Annotated in this window: 14 protein-coding genes and 2 pseudogenes; 8 read left to right on the forward strand and 8 right to left on the reverse strand. The window is 35.3% G+C overall.

The window, feature by feature from the left end:
• The first annotated feature begins 461 nt into the window (after positions 1 to 461).
• Complete coding sequence (mutY, locus tag A6J68_RS10140; protein WP_000566235.1) at positions 462 to 1616, forward strand: A/G-specific adenine glycosylase; 1155 nt, start codon at positions 462 to 464, stop codon at positions 1614 to 1616.
• Between the two features lie 176 nt (positions 1617 to 1792).
• Positions 1793 to 2386: a helix-turn-helix domain-containing protein gene (locus A6J68_RS10145; protein WP_000402394.1), complete on the forward strand. Its 594-nt coding sequence runs from the start codon at positions 1793 to 1795 to the stop codon at positions 2384 to 2386.
• A gap of 45 nt (positions 2387 to 2431) precedes the next feature.
• Here A6J68_RS10145 and trxA read toward each other — a convergent pair whose 3' ends face one another.
• The 5 genes from trxA to zapA form a co-directional block, all read right to left on the reverse strand.
• A complete protein-coding gene (gene trxA / locus A6J68_RS10150) occupies positions 2432 to 2746 on the reverse strand; it encodes a thioredoxin (RefSeq protein ID WP_001162959.1) in 315 nt (104 codons plus the stop codon).
• A gap of 80 nt (positions 2747 to 2826) precedes the next feature.
• Positions 2827 to 3327 (reverse strand): phosphatase PAP2 family protein, encoded by a 501-nt coding sequence (locus tag A6J68_RS10155; RefSeq protein ID WP_000446812.1) that lies wholly within the window; start codon positions 3325 to 3327, stop codon positions 2827 to 2829.
• Between the two features lie 3 nt (positions 3328 to 3330).
• Positions 3331 to 5670 (reverse strand): endonuclease MutS2, encoded by a 2340-nt coding sequence (locus A6J68_RS10160; RefSeq protein ID WP_001060323.1) that lies wholly within the window; start codon positions 5668 to 5670, stop codon positions 3331 to 3333.
• An 84-nt stretch (positions 5671 to 5754) separates the two neighbouring features.
• On the reverse strand, positions 5755 to 6297 hold the full coding sequence (locus A6J68_RS10165; protein ID WP_000949954.1) for a CvpA family protein: 543 nt from the start codon (positions 6295 to 6297) through the stop codon (positions 5755 to 5757).
• Positions 6298 to 6299: 2 nt separating this feature from the next.
• Complete coding sequence (zapA, locus tag A6J68_RS10170) at positions 6300 to 6611, reverse strand: cell division protein ZapA (protein ID WP_000448289.1); 312 nt, start codon at positions 6609 to 6611, stop codon at positions 6300 to 6302.
• A gap of 110 nt (positions 6612 to 6721) precedes the next feature.
• Between zapA and rnhC the strand changes: the two genes are divergently transcribed.
• The 4 genes and pseudogenes from rnhC (at position 6722) to A6J68_RS10190 (ending at position 11369) form a co-directional block, all read left to right on the forward strand.
• Entirely contained in the window at positions 6722 to 7615 is an 894-nt protein-coding gene (rnhC, locus tag A6J68_RS10175; protein WP_001092527.1) for a ribonuclease HIII, read from the forward strand.
• Between the two features lie 15 nt (positions 7616 to 7630).
• Positions 7631 to 8224 carry a signal peptidase I gene (lepB, locus tag A6J68_RS10180; protein ID WP_000657515.1) on the forward strand — a complete coding sequence of 198 codons (594 nt, stop codon included), beginning with the start codon at positions 7631 to 7633 and terminating at the stop codon, positions 8222 to 8224.
• Between the two features lie 128 nt (positions 8225 to 8352).
• A pseudogene (locus A6J68_RS10185) lies at positions 8353 to 10555 on the forward strand (ATP-dependent RecD-like DNA helicase); the annotation flags it as partial.
• A gap of 331 nt (positions 10556 to 10886) precedes the next feature.
• Positions 10887 to 11369: a hypothetical protein gene (locus A6J68_RS10190; protein ID WP_000255475.1), complete on the forward strand. Its 483-nt coding sequence runs from the start codon at positions 10887 to 10889 to the stop codon at positions 11367 to 11369.
• A gap of 70 nt (positions 11370 to 11439) precedes the next feature.
• Here the strand turns inward: A6J68_RS10190 and dinB are convergent, their stop codons facing one another.
• A complete protein-coding gene (gene dinB, locus A6J68_RS10195; RefSeq protein ID WP_000904555.1) occupies positions 11440 to 12534 on the reverse strand; it encodes a DNA polymerase IV in 1095 nt (364 codons plus the stop codon).
• Positions 12535 to 12718: 184 nt separating this feature from the next.
• Between dinB and pflB the strand changes: the two genes are divergently transcribed.
• Both pflB and A6J68_RS10205 read left to right on the forward strand, forming a co-directional pair.
• On the forward strand, positions 12719 to 15031 hold the full coding sequence (pflB, locus tag A6J68_RS10200; protein ID WP_000246708.1) for a formate C-acetyltransferase: 2313 nt from the start codon (positions 12719 to 12721) through the stop codon (positions 15029 to 15031).
• A gap of 100 nt (positions 15032 to 15131) precedes the next feature.
• Positions 15132 to 15505, forward strand: a pseudogene (locus A6J68_RS10205) (pyridoxamine 5'-phosphate oxidase family protein).
• Between the two features lie 34 nt (positions 15506 to 15539).
• On the opposite strand, the gene A6J68_RS10210 reads toward A6J68_RS10205, so the two are convergent.
• Both A6J68_RS10210 and A6J68_RS10215 read right to left on the reverse strand, forming a co-directional pair.
• A complete protein-coding gene (locus A6J68_RS10210; RefSeq protein ID WP_000598176.1) occupies positions 15540 to 16469 on the reverse strand; it encodes a serine hydrolase domain-containing protein in 930 nt (309 codons plus the stop codon).
• The gene (locus A6J68_RS10215) at positions 16466 to 17221 is read right to left on the reverse strand and encodes a CppA family protein (protein WP_000171840.1); all 756 of its coding nucleotides are present in this window, start codon (positions 17219 to 17221) and stop codon (positions 16466 to 16468) included. The genes A6J68_RS10210 and A6J68_RS10215 overlap by 4 nt, the downstream gene beginning before the upstream one ends.
• Positions 17222 to 17287: the final 66 nt, after the last annotated feature.

Here is a 17287-nt window from a genome sequence, read left to right on the forward strand (position 1 = left end):
GTCTTCCTTAAATTATATAAGGACTTATGTGTCACCGTTACTGTAGCGACCTACATCTAAACCTAACATAAGTGCCCCTCCAACTATTTCTAGGAAATGAAGAAAACTTCAAATCCTTGTGACTGTTTGCAACATCAATGCATTGATAACAATTTTAGTGTATCGCCATTCTTATAGCGACCCATATTAAAAATTAACATAAGCGCTACCTCCATTAACTAAAGTTAGCTTGCCTACCAATCTTTCTTTTGGAGACTAGTCTCCATTCTTATACCTAGAGATATTGTAATAGATCATGGATAACCTCCTTGATTTAAACTTTATCTTTATAATTTAATTATAGTGTAAACGCTTCCTTAAGTCAAGAAAAAAATATTGATGCAACATTTTTCTTCATCATTAAGTACGATCTAGTCAACATACCTCTTTGTCAAATCCTCTTTCTTTGATACAATTAATCTATGATAGATTTAAAAGACTATGGAATTGAGATGTGGCCTGAAGATAGAATCGCTTCTTTTCGTCGCACACTTTTAGGGTGGTATGACCAAGAAAAACGTGATCTCCCTTGGCGAAGAACTACTAATCCATACTATATTTGGGTTTCTGAAATCATGTTGCAACAAACACAAGTTAATACGGTAATCCCTTATTATAAACGTTTTCTAGAGTGGTTTCCTCAAATAAAAGATTTGGCAGACGCTCCTGAAGAACAATTACTAAAGGCATGGGAGGGACTAGGCTATTATTCTCGGGTGCGTAATATGCAAAAGGCTGCACAGCAAGTGATGGTTGATTTTGGTGGCATATTTCCTCACACTTATGATGATATTGCTTCATTAAAAGGGATTGGTCCTTATACTGCAGGTGCTATCGCCAGCATCTCATTCAACTTACCAGAGCCTGCTGTTGATGGCAATGTGATGCGTGTCATGGCTCGTTTGTTTGAAGTTAATTATGACATCGGTGACCCTAAAAATCGTAAAATTTTTCAAGCTATTATGGAAATACTAATTGACCCTGACAGACCCGGTGATTTTAACCAAGCACTTATGGATCTGGGTACAGACATCGAATCCGCTAAGACACCTAGACCTGATGAAAGCCCTATTCGTTTCTTTAATGCTGCTTATTTGAATGGTACTTATAGTAAATATCCCATAAAAAATCCTAAGAAAAAGCCTAAACCAATGCGAATTCAGGCTTTTGTCATTCGTAACCAAAATGGTCAATATCTACTGGAGAAAAATACTAAAGGGAGACTTCTAGGGGGTTTTTGGTCATTTCCTATTATCGAAACGTCACCTCTTTCTCAACAATTAGATTTATTTGATGACAATCAATCCAACCCCATAATCTGGCAAACCCAAAATGAAACTTTCCAAAGAGAATATCAATTAAAGCCCCAATGGACTGATAATCACTTTCCAAATATTAAGCACACTTTTAGTCACCAGAAGTGGACAATAGAACTCATAGAGGGGGTGGTCAAAGCAACAGATTTACCTAATGCTCCTCACCTAAAGTGGGTAGCAATTGAGGACTTTTCTCTGTATCCCTTTGCAACACCACAAAAGAAAATGCTAGAGACCTACTTAAAACAGAAAAATGCTTAATCACAAGTGAACTATGACGGTTCACTTTTTGTTTACAATTCCTTTACGCCGCTGTAAAGTTTTCCTCAGATTATCTTTTAATACCCTATAAATAGTGGTCTATCCCTAATGTCAAATACATTTGATAGACCCGTTAGCTTATCATCCTTATACTAATATTATGAAAGGAGATATTTATGGAAATTGGTCAGCAAATTATTCGCTACCGTAAACAACAAGCGCTCTCGCAAGAAGAATTAGCCGAGAAAGTCTATGTAAGCCGTCAGAGCATATCTAACTGGGAAAATGACAAAACTTACCCAGACATCCATAGCCTCTTACTCCTAAGTCAAATTTTTCAAGTGAGCTTAGACCAACTAATTAAAGGAGACATTGAGAAAATGAAATATACCATCACTCAGGTTGATAAAAAGAATTTTGAACGAGATACCAAAGTAATGGTGACATTGATGATACTATTAATGATTTCAAGTTATCCATTAGTCTATTTCTTAGAGTGGCTAGGACTTGGCATTTTTGTTTTATTATCGATAATTACTATGACTTATGCTAATCGTGTGGAACGTTTTAAGAAAAAATATGATGTGCAAACTTATAAGGAAATCCTAGCTGTTTCAAGTGGAAAATTATTAGACGAAATCGAAAAACGGGAAGAAAGAGCAAAACTTCCTTATCAGAAACCCCTTATTGTCACTGTATTTTTCCTCATTACTGTTGCCACCTTTTTTGCAAGTCGTTTTATTTTCACATGGTTGTTCCATTTAAGTTAGTAGATAATAAAATAAAGCTCAGCGTGACACTGGGCTTTATTTTATTTAACTCAATTCAGCAATAATAGCTTTCAGTTGGTCTTTAGTATGAACACCTGCAACTTGTTTAACCACTTCTCCGTCTTTTTTAAACATCAATGTTGGAATTGACATAATACCAAACTGACGGGCAGTTTCCGGATTCTCATCAACATCCATTTTCAAAATTTTGAGTTCATCTTCATCGATTTCTTGAGATAACTGTTCTAAGATTGGTGCTTGCATACGACATGGACCACACCAAGTTGCCCAAAAATCAATGAGTACTAAACCTTCTTTAGTTTCTTCTACAAATGTAGCATCTGTTACTTCTAATGCCATCTTTTTTCTCCATTTCATCTTAATGATAAGCCTATTGTACAAGAATTTAGTTGTTTTTGAAACTATTTGCTACGAACTCGCTAAATAAATAAACAAAGCCCTAAAATCAAGCCAATAAGGTAACCTACAATAACATCCTTAGGATAGTGAATACCTGCTATCACACGGCAAATTGCCAATAGAACCGATAATATTAAACAAACTATTCCAAAGTAAACATAATATCGTAACAAACACATACTAATCATCGTAGCTGAAAAAACATGTCTGCTAGGCATTGACCTTCCCTCAGTATCCTTATAAATTAAAGGTTTAATATTCCATTTTTCATATGGTCGTGGAAAATCAAGGCGTTTCCTAATGTAAGACAAAGCTATAAAGCCAACAGCAGGGATAATTAATAGCCTTAACCATAATTGAAATGTCATCCCTTGCCAAAGAGTAAATATCAGAAAAGATGGATAGAGTATGTACATCATTCCTGTGACTATTTTTAGTAAAAAATTTAAAAGAATTATTAACTGTGGGGATTTTCTAAAAGGTTGAGATAGTTTGGCATAAAATTGTTCATATGATTCCATAATTTACCCTAACGTTACAATTGTGGCGCCAGATCCCCCTGCATTTTGTGGGGCATAAGCAAAATGCTTAACGTGCTTATTACGACGAAGATATTTTGTCACTCCCTCACGGATAACGCCTGTACCAATACCATGAATGATATCAACTTGTCCCATATTGTTAAGCAATGCTTGATCAATAAAATTATCTAACTCTTGCATAGCTTCTTCGTATCTTTTACCTCTAAGATCAAGTCGAGCTCTTGGTCCAGAACTATCAGCCTTTTTAACCACATTAATCTGTTTACTTTTGACTTTCTGTTCTTCTTGGACTCTAACAAGGGTAAATTCATCTTGTGTTAATGTCATTTTGATAATTCCCACTTGTGCTTCCCAACGTCCATCTTTTAATTGACTAGTTAAGGTACCTCGCTGTCCATAGCTAGTCACTATAATATCATCACCAATTCTAGGAGCACGAGCTGCTTTAATTTTTTTAGCCTTATTTAAGACTTTATTTTTTGATAAATCAACTTGAGGTGCTAATTTTTTTATTTGTGCCTTAGCATCTATAATTTCGTGAGGTTTTAATTGGCTCTTATCATTGAGTTTTTTTAAGATAGTATCACTCTCATTCAAAGCCATATCTACAATTTCTTGAGCTTCTTGATAGATTTTTTCTAACTCTTTATCGCGCTCATGTGAAAATTCATTATAGAGTTTCTTAACCGCACGATTGAATTTGAGGTTTTCTTGTTCAACTTCTTTAATATGATCCAGTCTTCTACGTGTCTCAAGTGTCTGTGCCTCTAACTGTTCAATAATACGGTTAACATCTGAGTCAGAATCTGTCATCTGCTTAGCTTGTTTAACAATAAATGGAGCTAAACCAAGGCGAGAAGCAATTTCAAATGCATTTGATCGTCCAGGAACTCCTTGCATAAAGCGATACGTAGGGCTAAGCGTTTCGGCATCAAATTCCATGCTCGCATTCTCTACAAAATTTGTCTCAATCCCATAAGCTTTTAATTCTGGATAGTGCGTGGTCGCCATCGTTTTGATATTACTTAACCTAAGGTGTTCTAAAATAGCCATAGCCAAACTAGCACCTTCTTGAGGATCCGTTCCTGCTCCCAGTTCATCAAAGAGGACTAAACTATTGTGGTCAGCCTCGTTTAAAATACTGACTATGTGCGTCATATGACTAGAAAAAGTTGATAGACTTTGTTCAATAGATTGCTCATCGCCAATATCTGCAAAGATATTGTTAAATACTGCAATTTTACTACCTTTATCCGCTAATACTGGCAAACCAGACTGTCCCATTAATTGTGCTAAACCGAGTGTTTTTAGCATAATCGTCTTACCACCAGTATTGGGACCAGTGATGACAATTGCAGTTAAATCTTGATCAAAATGTAAGTCATTAGCCACAGGGTTACTTAACAGAGGATGACGAACATTGATTAATGCTAACGTGCTGTCATTAGAAATCTCAGGTATCGTCGCCTTATTATCAGACATAAAAAGATATTTAGCCCTTACAAAATCAAGATGCCCAAGAATCCATGCATTATTTCTAATAGTGGCGACATGGGGTCTTAACAAGTCTGAAAATGCGTGTAAAATACGACTTTCTTCATGACGTTCGTCAGCTCTAAGCTGCGTTATCTCTTCGTTTAGTGTAACTACAGCACGAGGCTCAATATAAACAGTACTTCCTGAAGAAGAGATGTCATGAACCACACCAGAAATACGATTCCGATAAGTATTTTTTACTGGTAGGACACTTCGTCCACTACGACTAGCGATTAGATTCTCTGATAAAAGCTCTGCTTTTTCCTTAAGCATATCCTGTAAAATCTGACGAACCCGTCGTTCACTGTTTGTTAATTGACGACGGATACGCTCTAATTCTGGACTCGCAAAATGTTCTAAAAAACCACCATCATTGATAGCTTGAAAAGACCCTTGCAGATTAGGGAATTGTTCCAAATTTTCAAACAAACGATCCAAAGATTGGAAAGAAACATTATCCAAATCAGAATAAAAGTGAATCATATCCGAAGAACTCTGTAAAACTTTTTTGATAGCCAAAAGTTCTTGAATATTAAGATCAGCTGAAAGCTCTAAGCGTTTTAAACTCTCAGAGATTGAACTTAGGCTGACTATGCCAAATGAGTGATGTTCAACAAAAATCTGTTCCATGTCAGAAATTTCATTAAAACTTTTTTCTATTTTAGGAGCCTCTGTCATCGGCTCCAGCTCTGATAATTCTTCTTGTGATTGTTCTGTCTTGAGATAAGGTAATATCAATTCCTTAACTTTGTTAAATTCTAACTGTTCTAAAATCTTGTTATTCATACTCTTCATTATACCTAAATTTATCACAAAATGACAACGTTAAAAAGGTTGGAACTCTTACTCCAACCTTACTAAACATTATATTCAAAGACCTACCGCCCAAGTCCTTACCAAAAACTGTGAGAAGAATGGTAAGTCGTTAATTAAAAATCTAACAAACAGACTATTCCATAACTTTTCTTGAACAAATGACATAGGGACTGTTGCCAGAATAGTCAAACACATACTCATAAATAAGAGACAAACCAGAACGGCTAAAAAACCACTAATAATATTATTTTGCAAGCTATCAAAATGTTCAACTGGTGCTAAATGTAGTAAAACACCTAACAAGCGACCTACTAAGTAAGATAAACTGTAGATAAAAACAAAGGCAACACCTGCATAATAAACATGACTCAATTGAAATTTGCTAATATCTTTAAAAAAGTAAACTTCTACTCCTTGTACAGGATTAGAATACGGTACCCATAACGTAATCTGACTAGCTAATTCTTGGTAAAATTGACTAGCAATCATCAAAGATACCATTGACATTAACACGTAAAAGACTTGTAAAAAAATACCTCTACTGTAGCCAATATAAAAATGCCAAATAACAATAATCAGCAAAAGCAATGATAGCATGATTAATCCTCACTCACTTTTTCTTTAATGTCCGAAATCGTTTTGGAGCGTAACTTATTGAGCTCATCTTCCATTTTTTCAATGTCAATTTCTCGACTTAGTTGCACTGATAAAGCATTAATTGCCATGAGAATAGCAATCGTTTCATTATCAGCATTAGGTAATTTTTCTTTAATAGCTTCATACTTTTCTGTAGCTACACGCTCAATCTCTTCCATAAAAAGGTTGTCTTTATCTGTCGTCAATGTGAGAGGCTTATCTCCAAAGACAAATTTATAACGATTTTTCTGACTATTATTTATTTTTGTTTCCATACTATACCTCTGCTAGCATTATACCGTAAAATAGGGCTTTCGTAAAATTCTACCCCTTATCATTACTTGTCTATTCCCTTATTCCTCTTTTTTATGATAGAATATTGTCTATGAACACAATCGTCATGCAAGCAGATAAAAAATTGCAAGAAAAGATAAGAACCGATTTAGCTCAACATCATATAAGTAATAACAATCCTTATGTGGTATTTTCAGCTAAAATATCAGGAGCTACTGTTCTTTTATATACTTCTGGAAAACTTGTCTTCCAGGGTTCTAACGCTTCACATATCGCCCAAAAGTATGGTTTTATTGAGCAAAAAGAAAGTTGTTCCTCTGAGAGTCAAGATATTCCCATAATTGGTACTGATGAAGTGGGAAATGGCTCTTACTTTGGTGGACTGGCAGTGGTAGCTAGTTTTGTAACTCCTAAGGACCATGCTTACCTCAAAAAATTAGGTGTTGGTGATTCAAAAACACTTACTGATCAAAAAATTAAGCAAATCGCGCCTCTTTTGGAAAAAGCAATTCCACACAAAGCATTATTGTTATCGCCTCAAAAATATAATCAAGTGGTTAGTCCAAATAACAAACATAATGCTGTCTCCGTAAAAGTTGCTTTACACAATCAAGCTATCTTCCTTCTTCTTCAAGATGGTTTTGAACCAGAAAAAATCGTTATTGATGCTTTTACTAGCTCCAAAAACTATCAAAATTATTTGAAAAATGAAAAGAATCAATTTAAACAAACGATTACTCTGGAAGAAAAAGCTGAAAATAAATATCTAGCTGTAGCGGTCAGTTCTATTATTGCACGTAATCTATTCTTAGAAAACCTTAACAAATTAAGCGACGACGTAGGATATAAACTTCCAAGTGGAGCTGGTCACCAATCTGATAAGGTCGCTAGCCAATTACTCAAAGCTTATGGTATCTCTTCGCTTGAACACTGCGCAAAACTTCATTTTGCCAACACCAAAAAAGCACAAGCATTATTAAAATAAATAGCAGGGAAAATTATGAAAGAATTTATTAAAGAATGGGGTGTCTTTATCCTCATCCTCTCACTTTTTTTACTATCGCGTATCTTTTTATGGCAATTCGTTAAAGTTGACGGACACTCCATGGATCCAACTTTAGCTGACAAGGAACAGCTAGTAGTTCTCAAACAAACAAAAATCAATCGATTCGATATTGTAGTGGCTAACGAAGAAGAAGGCGGCCAAAAGAAAAAAATTGTTAAACGTGTCATTGGTATGCCAGGTGATGTCATCAAATATAAAAATGACACCTTAACTATTAACAATAAAAAAACAGAAGAACCTTACCTCAAGGAATATACTAAATTATTTAAAAAGGATAAATTACAGGAAAAATATTCGTATAACCCACTTTTCCAAGACCTAGCACAAAGCTCTACCGCTTTCACCACTGACAGCAATGGCAGCAGCGAATTTACTACTGTCGTGCCTAAAGGCCACTACTATCTTGTTGGTGATGACCGAATTGTCTCTAAAGATAGTCGTGCCGTCGGTTCCTTCAAAAAATCAACGATTGTGGGAGAGGTTAAATTCCGCTTCTGGCCAATTCGTCGTTTTGGAACTATCAACTAAAGGAAATTAAAAGTTCACCTGACAAAAGTTGAAATAGCATATTATATTGAAAATAGGGAGTGACAAATCCATTTAAAATAGGGATTTACAATCACTCCCTTTAACTGTTTATTAAAAAGGAAGGTACAATGGAAGTATTTTTTACAGGAACCATTGAACGCATTATATTTGAAAATGCCAGCAATTTTTTTAAAATATTACTTCTGGAAATCGAAGATACGGATAGCGATTTTGATGATGTAGAAGTAATTATTACTGGTACTATGGCCGACGTTATAGAGGGAGAAGAATATACTTTTTGGGGAACACTAACCCAACATCCAAAATACGGCGAGCAACTACAAAGTGTACGCTATGAAAGAGCCAAGCCTACTTCAGGTGGCCTTGTGAAATACTTTTCTAGCGAACAATTTAAAGGAATTGGTAAAAAGACTGCCCAACGCATCGTAGAACTCTATGGAGATAATACCATTGATAAAATCCTTGAATCCCCTGAACAGTTAAGTACAATCTCAGGACTATCAAAAATTAATAGAGAAGCATTCATCGCTAAACTGAAACTCAATTATGGAACAGAGCAAGTTTTAGCTAAACTCGCTGAATATGGGTTAAGCAATCGTGCTGCTATTCAAATATTTGATCACTATAAAGAAGAATCACTTGAAGTGATAAACGAAAATCCTTATCAACTTGTTGAGGATATCCAAGGTATCGGTTTTAAAATAGCTGACCAACTTGCTGAACAAGTCGGTATTGAAAGTGATTCTCCTAAACGCTTTCGTGCTGCTATTATTCATACTTTAGTTGAGTCTTCTATGGAGCAAGGAGATACCTATATTGAGGCTCGTACTCTCTTGGAAAAAACCATTACTCTCCTTGAAGAAGCTCGTCAAATCGAACTAGATCCTTCAATTGTTGCTAAGGAATTGACAAATTTAATTGCAGAAGATAAAGTTCAACATATTGGAACTAAAATTTTTAGTAATACTCTATTTTTTGCCGAAGAAGGCATCAAAAAAAACTTACAACGAATACTAAATCAGCCTCTTGATAAACAACTAAATCACAAAGATATTGACCGTGAAATCAGAGATATTCAAAAATCTTTAAATATCCACTACGATAATATCCAAGAAAAAGCTATTAGAGAAGCTTTACTAAGTAAGGTATTTATCTTGACTGGTGGCCCAGGAACAGGTAAAACAACAGTTATAAATGGTATTATTGAAGCCTATTCCGAGTTACATCATATTGATTTAAACAAAAATGATATTCCTATTGTACTTGCTGCTCCTACAGGTCGTGCTGCTAGACGCATGAATGAACTTACCGGTTTACCGAGTGCTACTATTCATAGGCATTTGGGATTAAACGGAGATAGTGACTATCAAAGTCTAGATGACTATCTAGATTGTTCCTTAATTATCATTGATGAATTTTCAATGGTTGACACTTGGCTTGCTAATCAATTATTTGACGCTTTGGACTCGCACACACAAGTTATTATTGTCGGAGATAGTGATCAATTACCGTCTGTAGGTCCAGGACAAGTTCTAGCAGATCTTTTAAATATAAATGCACTTCCACACGTTAAACTTGAAAAGATTTTTAGACAATCAGAAGAATCAACTATTGTGACTTTAGCTAATCAAATGAGACAGGGCTTTTTGCCAGAGGACTTTACAGCTAAAAAAGCCGATCGCTCATACTTTGAAGCATCTGCTAATATCATCCCAAATATGATTTCTAAAATTGTTCAATCTGCACTTAAGAGCGGTATTGAAGCTCATGAAATTCAAATTTTAGCTCCTATGTATCGCGGCCAAGCAGGTATTAATAATCTTAACCTTATCATGCAAAATCTCCTCAATCCATTAAAAGATAATAACCAATTTACTTTTAATGATATAAATTTCCGAATAGGAGATAAAGTGTTACATTTAGTCAACGATACAGAGCTTAATGTTTTTAATGGGGATATTGGTTACATAACGGACCTTATACCAGCCAAATATACTGAGAGCAAGCAAGATGAGATTTATATGACTTTTGACGGTCAAGAAGTTATCTATCAACGCAAAGAATGGCTTAAAATAACACTAGCCTATGCTATGAGTATTCATAAATCACAGGGTTCTGAATTTCAAGTTGTTATTCTGCCAATAACGAGACAGAGTGGTCGAATGTTACAGCGAAACCTTATTTATACAGCTATTACGAGATCTAAAAGTAAACTAATACTTTTAGGAGAAATTGGTGCATTTGATTTCGCTGTTAAAAACGAGGGGGCAAAGCGCAATACTTATCTGATAGAAAGATTTGAAAACAAGCAAGAAATAGCTAATTCTCAAAAAATTGAAGATAGCTCAATAGATCAAAAGATTGACAACACAATAATTAATACGTCCATTCCAAAAACAGCAACACCAATTGAGCAGACTAATCTTTCAAAAATAACTTATCGCCTAACTGAAGAAAATTATTTAACAATCGATCCAATGATTGGTATTAATCAACAAGATATAAGTGCAATTTTTGATAGTAAATAAATTTTTTCATAAAATCTTGAAAACTCTTCCAAATATGTTATAATATCATTGTATTAAGAACGTAGTTCAAATTTAATACTTTTATTAAGGTTTATTTAGAAAAAGGAGATATTATGGTTTCATATGAAAAAGTCCGCCGCTCTCTGCGCACAGCTACAATCACTATCATTGTATTAAATAGTTTGTCTTTAGTATTCAGATTGTTTACAGGAATTTCAGTGCAGCTAGCCAAAACTGAAATTAATAAAGGGAACACAGGTAATCTTCCTAAAGAACATATCGAAGCAGTCTTGAGCGCCACAACACCATTTATGCTATTTGTCACTGCTTTAATAGTATTAGTCAACATTGCCATTGTTATTTTCTGTATTAAAAATTTAAGAGCAATTAAAAGAAATCAAATGGTTAATTACCTTCCTTATTACCTTGGCTTCGCCATTACTGTAGGACTTGTTATTTTGGGTTTTCTAACTACTAAAGCACCATGGGCAATAGCTATAAATATCGTCTTCCAAGCTATTTTCGGTCTTCTTTATTTCCATGCTTATCAAAAAGCACAAAAACTCAACGAACGTGATCTTGAAGAGACTAACTAAAAGTAAAAGCACTAGAATCTAGTGCTTTTTTCTTTTCAAAGAGAGTTAAATATAGTCATCGTCCCAACTTTTAAAAATCTAAATAGATAGCTTCATGTTCATTTTCCAGGGTCGTTACTGTAACACCTAAGAGTCGTATGCCAAAAACTGACTCTTCTAAGGTATCAAATATCGCTTTAGCAACTTGATCAATGATTTGAAAATCTTGAGTATACTCTTCTAATGTCATACGTTTCGTCAATGTTTCAAAATCCGCATATCTAACTTTTAAAACGATTGTCTTACCAACTTTCTTATTTTTCTCCAGAGAAGCAACAACTCTCTGAACGTTCTTTGAAATCTCAGCTTTGATATCTGCTTCGTTATATAGTAATTTCCCATAGGTTTTCTCACTTCCTATTGATTTACGAACTCTATTAGGTTTTACCGGGGAAGCATTAATCCCTCTTGCCTTACGATAAAGGTCATACCCGAAACGACCAAACATATCAATTAAAGAAATTTCAGATAAGGAAAGGAGGTCCTCACCAGTATAAACCCCTAAAGCATGTAATTTTTCGACGGAGCGTTTACCAACACCATGAAATTTCTCTATTGGTAAGGGCTTCAAGAAATCTTGAGCTTGATCTGGTAGGATGAAGGTAAGTCCTTTTGGTTTCTCAAAGTCAGAAGCCAATTTTGCCAAAAATTTATTGTAGGAAATACCCGCTGAACAGGTCAAATGGACATCATTCCAAATATCGTATTGTATCATTTTAGCAAGTTTAACAGCTGATTTTATTCCCATTTTATTTTCAGTTACATCTAAATAAGCTTCGTCTATACTCATCGGTTCAACCAAATCCGTATACTTTTTAAATATATCTCGTACTTCCATTCCTACTTGGCGATATTTTTGGTAATTTCCCGAAATAAAGATAGCTTGAGGGCATCGTTCATACGCTTCTTTTGAAGACATAGCTGAATGAACTCCAAACTTTCGAGCCTCATAATTACAAGTAGAAACAACCCCTCTGCCGCCGGTTTTTCTGGGATCAGAACCAATAATAACAGGCTTTCCTTTAAGAGAGGGATTGTCACGCTCTTCCACAGATGCAAAAAAAGCATCCATATCAATGTGGATAATTTTACGCGACGTATCATTTATTAAAGGAAAAATTAACATTGTTCTCTCCCCCATTCTCTCTACTCCATTATAACAGATTACAACTTAATGATACAGATTAAAAAAACTGTATTATAAAAGAATCATAATTTTGTCAAGAAATATGCTTGCGAAAACGTTTACTTTTTCCTAAAATGGATATGTAAACAAAATTAAATCTGTCACAATGTTTAAGGAGAAAACTATGGCAACAGTTAAAACAAACACAGATATCTTTGAACAAGCTTGGGAAGGCTTTAAAGGTGTTGATTGGAAAGAAAAAGCAAGTATTGCTCGCTTCGTTCAAGCAAACTATGCACCTTACGATGGAGATGAAAGCTTCTTAGCTGGAGCAACTGAACGTTCACTTCACATCAAAAAAGTGATTGAAGAAACAAAAGCTCACTATGAAGAAACTCGCTTCCCAATGGATACTCGTGTTGCTTCAATTTCTGAATTACCAGCTGGTTTTATCGACAAAGATAACGAGCTTATCTTTGGTATTCAAAACGACGAGCTTTTCAAATTGAATTTCATGCCTAAAGGTGGTATCCGTATGGCGGAAACTACACTTAAAGAAAATGGTTATGAACCTGATCCAGCTGTTCACGAAATCTTCACTAAGTACGCTACAACAGTAAATGATGGTATCTTCCGCGCTTATACTTCTAACATTCGTCGTGCTCGCCATGCACACACTGTTACTGGTCTTCCAGACGCTTATTCACGCGGACGTATCATTGGTGTATATGCTCGTCTAGCTGTTTACGGTGCTGACTACTTGATGCAAGAAAAAGTTAATGACTGGAATGCATTGAATGATATTGATGAAGAGTCAATTCGTCTTCGTGAAGAAATCAACCTTCAATACCAAGCTCTTGGTGAAGTTGTAAAACTTGGTGACCTTTACGGCGTAGATGTTCGTAAACCAGCCATGAACACTAAAGAAGCCATTCAATGGGTGAACATTGCTTTCATGGCTGTATGTCGTGTTATCAATGGTGCTGCAACATCACTTGGACGTGTTCCTATTGTCCTTGATATCTTTGCAGAACGTGACCTCGCTCGCGGTACATTCACAGAATCAGAAATCCAAGAATTTGTTGATGATTTTGTCCTTAAACTCCGTACTGTAAAATTTGCTCGTACTAAAGCTTATGATGCCCTTTACTCAGGTGACCCAACCTTTATCACAACTTCAATGGCAGGTATGGGAGCTGATGGACGTCATCGTGTTACCAAAATGGACTATCGTTTCTTAAATACACTTGACAATATCGGTAACTCACCAGAACCAAACTTAACTGTTCTTTGGTCAGATCAATTACCATATGCTTTCCGTCGCTACTGTATGTCAATGAGTCATAAACACTCTTCAATCCAATATGAAGGTGTATCAACAATGGCTAAAGAAGGCTACGGTGAAATGTCATGTATTTCATGTTGTGTATCTCCACTTGATCCAGAAAACGAAGACAAACGTCACAACCTTCAATATTTTGGTGCTCGTGTTAACGTTATGAAAGCACTTCTTACTGGTCTTAACGGTGGTTATGATGATGTTCATAAAGATTACAAAGTATTTGACATCGACCCAATTCGTGACGAAGTACTCAACTTTGACACTGTAAAAGCTAACTTTGAAAAATCTCTTGACTGGTTGACTGATACTTATGTTGATGCGATGAATATCATCCACTACATGACTGATAAATACAACTATGAAGCTGTACAAATGGCATTCTTACCTTCACATGTACGTGCTAATATGGGATTTGGTATCTGTGGTTTTGCAAATACTGTCGATTCATTATCTGCGATTAAATACGCTACTGTTAAACCAATCCGTGACGAAGATGGTTACATCTACGACTACGAAACAGTTGGTGACTTCCCACGTTATGGTGAAGATGATGATCGTGTTGACTCAATCGCTGAATGGTTACTTGAAGCCTTCCATGGACGCCTTGCTAAACACAAACTTTATAAAGATGCTGAAGCAACTGTTTCTCTTCTTACAATCACATCAAACGTTGCTTACTCTAAACAAACTGGTAACTCACCGGTACATAAAGGAGTATATCTCAATGAAGATGGTAGTGTAAACCTTTCTAAAGTAGAATTCTTCTCACCAGGTGCTAACCCTTCTAACAAAGCTAAAGGTGGCTGGTTACAAAACTTGAATTCACTTTCTAAACTTGATTTCGCTCATGCAAATGATGGTATTTCATTGACAACTCAAGTTTCTCCACGCGCTCTTGGTAAAACATTTGATGAACAAGTTGATAACTTGGTAACAGTCCTTGATGGTTACTTTGAAAACGGTGGTCAACACGTTAACTTGAATGTCATGGACCTTAAAGATGTCTATGACAAGATTATGAATGGTGAAGATGTTATCGTTCGTATCTCAGGTTACTGTGTCAATACTAAATATCTAACTCCTGAGCAAAAAACTGAGTTAACACAACGTGTCTTCCATGAAGTACTTTCAATGGACGATGCATTAACTAACTAGTTTGTATTCGATGAAGTAGGTTTGATTATATCAAACCTACTTTTATCTATATTATCAATAGTACTAATTACTTCTTTATATAACCTCAAGGAGGGGCCTAATGTTAAATCACAAATTTCTTCAAGTTCTAAAATATGAGGGTGTCGTTTCGATAACAAGCTGGACCGAATTAGCTCCTCACGTTACAAACACTTGGAATAGCTACCTGACTATTACAGATGACCAGCGTATATTAGCTCCTGCAGCAGGAATGACTCATCTTGAAATGATCTCGATAATAATTCTAAAATTATTATGACTCTGGGCAGCCGTGAAGTCGAGGGTCGTGATGGTTATCAAGGTACAGGCTTTAGAATTGAAGGAACTGCTAAGCTATTAGAAGCAGGAAGCGATTTTGAAATTGTTAAAGAAAAATACCCTTTTCTGCGTAAAGTATTGGAAGTAACTCCCATAAATGTTATCCAACTTTTATAAAAAACTTCTCCTAGAAAATTCTAGGAGAAGTTTTTTATTCAAAGTACGATGTTATCGCCTCTTGTACATGTCGTCGTTTCTTAATCCAAAGTGGACGGTCATCATAGGAAAAGGTTCTGTTTGTCAAAAAAATAGCTGCTGCCTGCTTTTGATAATTTAGTGCAATAAAAGGACCAGTATAACCAGTATGGTTTATCCAATCCTTATCTATATCCCAAGCTAATGATCTTGATTTACTCAAACTATAATTATTCCACAAAGGCTTCGCAAAATCATCTTTTAAATAATGAATAGAAAATCTTTGTAAATCATCAATAGTTGAAAATAAACCTGCAGAACCAGTATGCTTTCCTAATACCTTAGCTTTAGGATCGTGTACAATACCATCGTTAATACCGGCTACAGTTGGAACAGCTTCTACTCTAGGACCAAAAGAGGTTTCTTTCATCTGAAAAGGAGTGAAAATATAACGTTTGAAAAGTTTATCCAAACTATCCCCTAATACCTCTTCTAACATAAAACCAAGTAAAAGAAAATTAATATCAGTGTATTTAAACGATTTATCTTCCAAAACCTTGATATGATTAATGGCATCTTTCAGCTGAGTAGCATTCAACTGATCACGATTTGGAATAAAAGGGTCAATTCCACTGCTATGTGTAGCTAATTGCCTTACAGTTAACGTCTGATGATGAAACGTAGGGTAATAATACCTTAATGGCTTATCAATATCAATAGTCCCTTGATAAACTAACTTTGCTAGTAAAGTTCCCACGCCGACAACTTTTGATACACTGGCTAGATCATAGACCAATCCCGCTTTAACTTTCTCATTGCCATCAATTGTCCCCAAGTAATGTTCGTGCCACTCTCCATTTTCATAAATAGCTAAGCTTGCACCATGATAAAGATTATCTTTGATTTGCTCCTTAATGAGTTCTAAAACGGTATTAGTTTTAATCATTCTTTTGAAATCCAAATCTCAATATTACTAGTGTCAGAGATGACTAAAATCTTTTCTTTAGAATCAAGGTAAACATCAAGTCCCCATGATTCAAAAGTTGATTTCAAGTCATTTAAATTAGTATCTTCATTAACACAGCATTCTAGTATCTCAATATCCCAAGTTTCATTTGGAGCAATTTGCAAATCTTGTCCCTGTGCTTCTTTGAAAGATAAATTAATTGGGAACTTCCCAGCAAATACTTTATCGTAAAAAGCTTCAGCTTTCACGGCATCAGGTACATTCAAACTAATAGATTGGAAAGCAAAGTTTGATAGACCTGTAGTGTCATCTTTTTTTTCTAACTCTGGGCGCTCAATTGCCACTAATTGTGACAAATCATCTTCAGCATGAAGTAAGAAAAGGTCTCCCTCGGGCGAAACTGTTTCATAGGCATAACCATTTTGACCTTGATATACTTGAATGGCTTGCGCACCATTTGCCAAAAGCTTTTCAATATCTTTTGCATCTTGAGACTTAACAATAATCTTTGCTAACTTCTTAGTACCATTCACCGCACGAGTACGATAAGTTGGGGATTCCTCAATAATAAAGCTAGCCTCTTTGTTCTGCCATGCTGAGAAAACTGCGATTGCATTTTCTTCACTTATCAATTTAAATCCAAGAGACTCCTGATAAAATGCAATATTCAAGTCTCTATTATTAACACGTAATACTGGGTGTTTAAATGTCAATGAATGAAATAACGTCATAAATTCCTCCTTGTTCAGTCTAGTCTATTTTAGATAATTTTAGATAATTTAGCAAGAATCTTTGTG

The organism is Streptococcus sp. 'group B', assembly GCF_002073795.1.
GTDB lineage: Bacteria > Bacillota > Bacilli > Lactobacillales > Streptococcaceae > Streptococcus > Streptococcus agalactiae.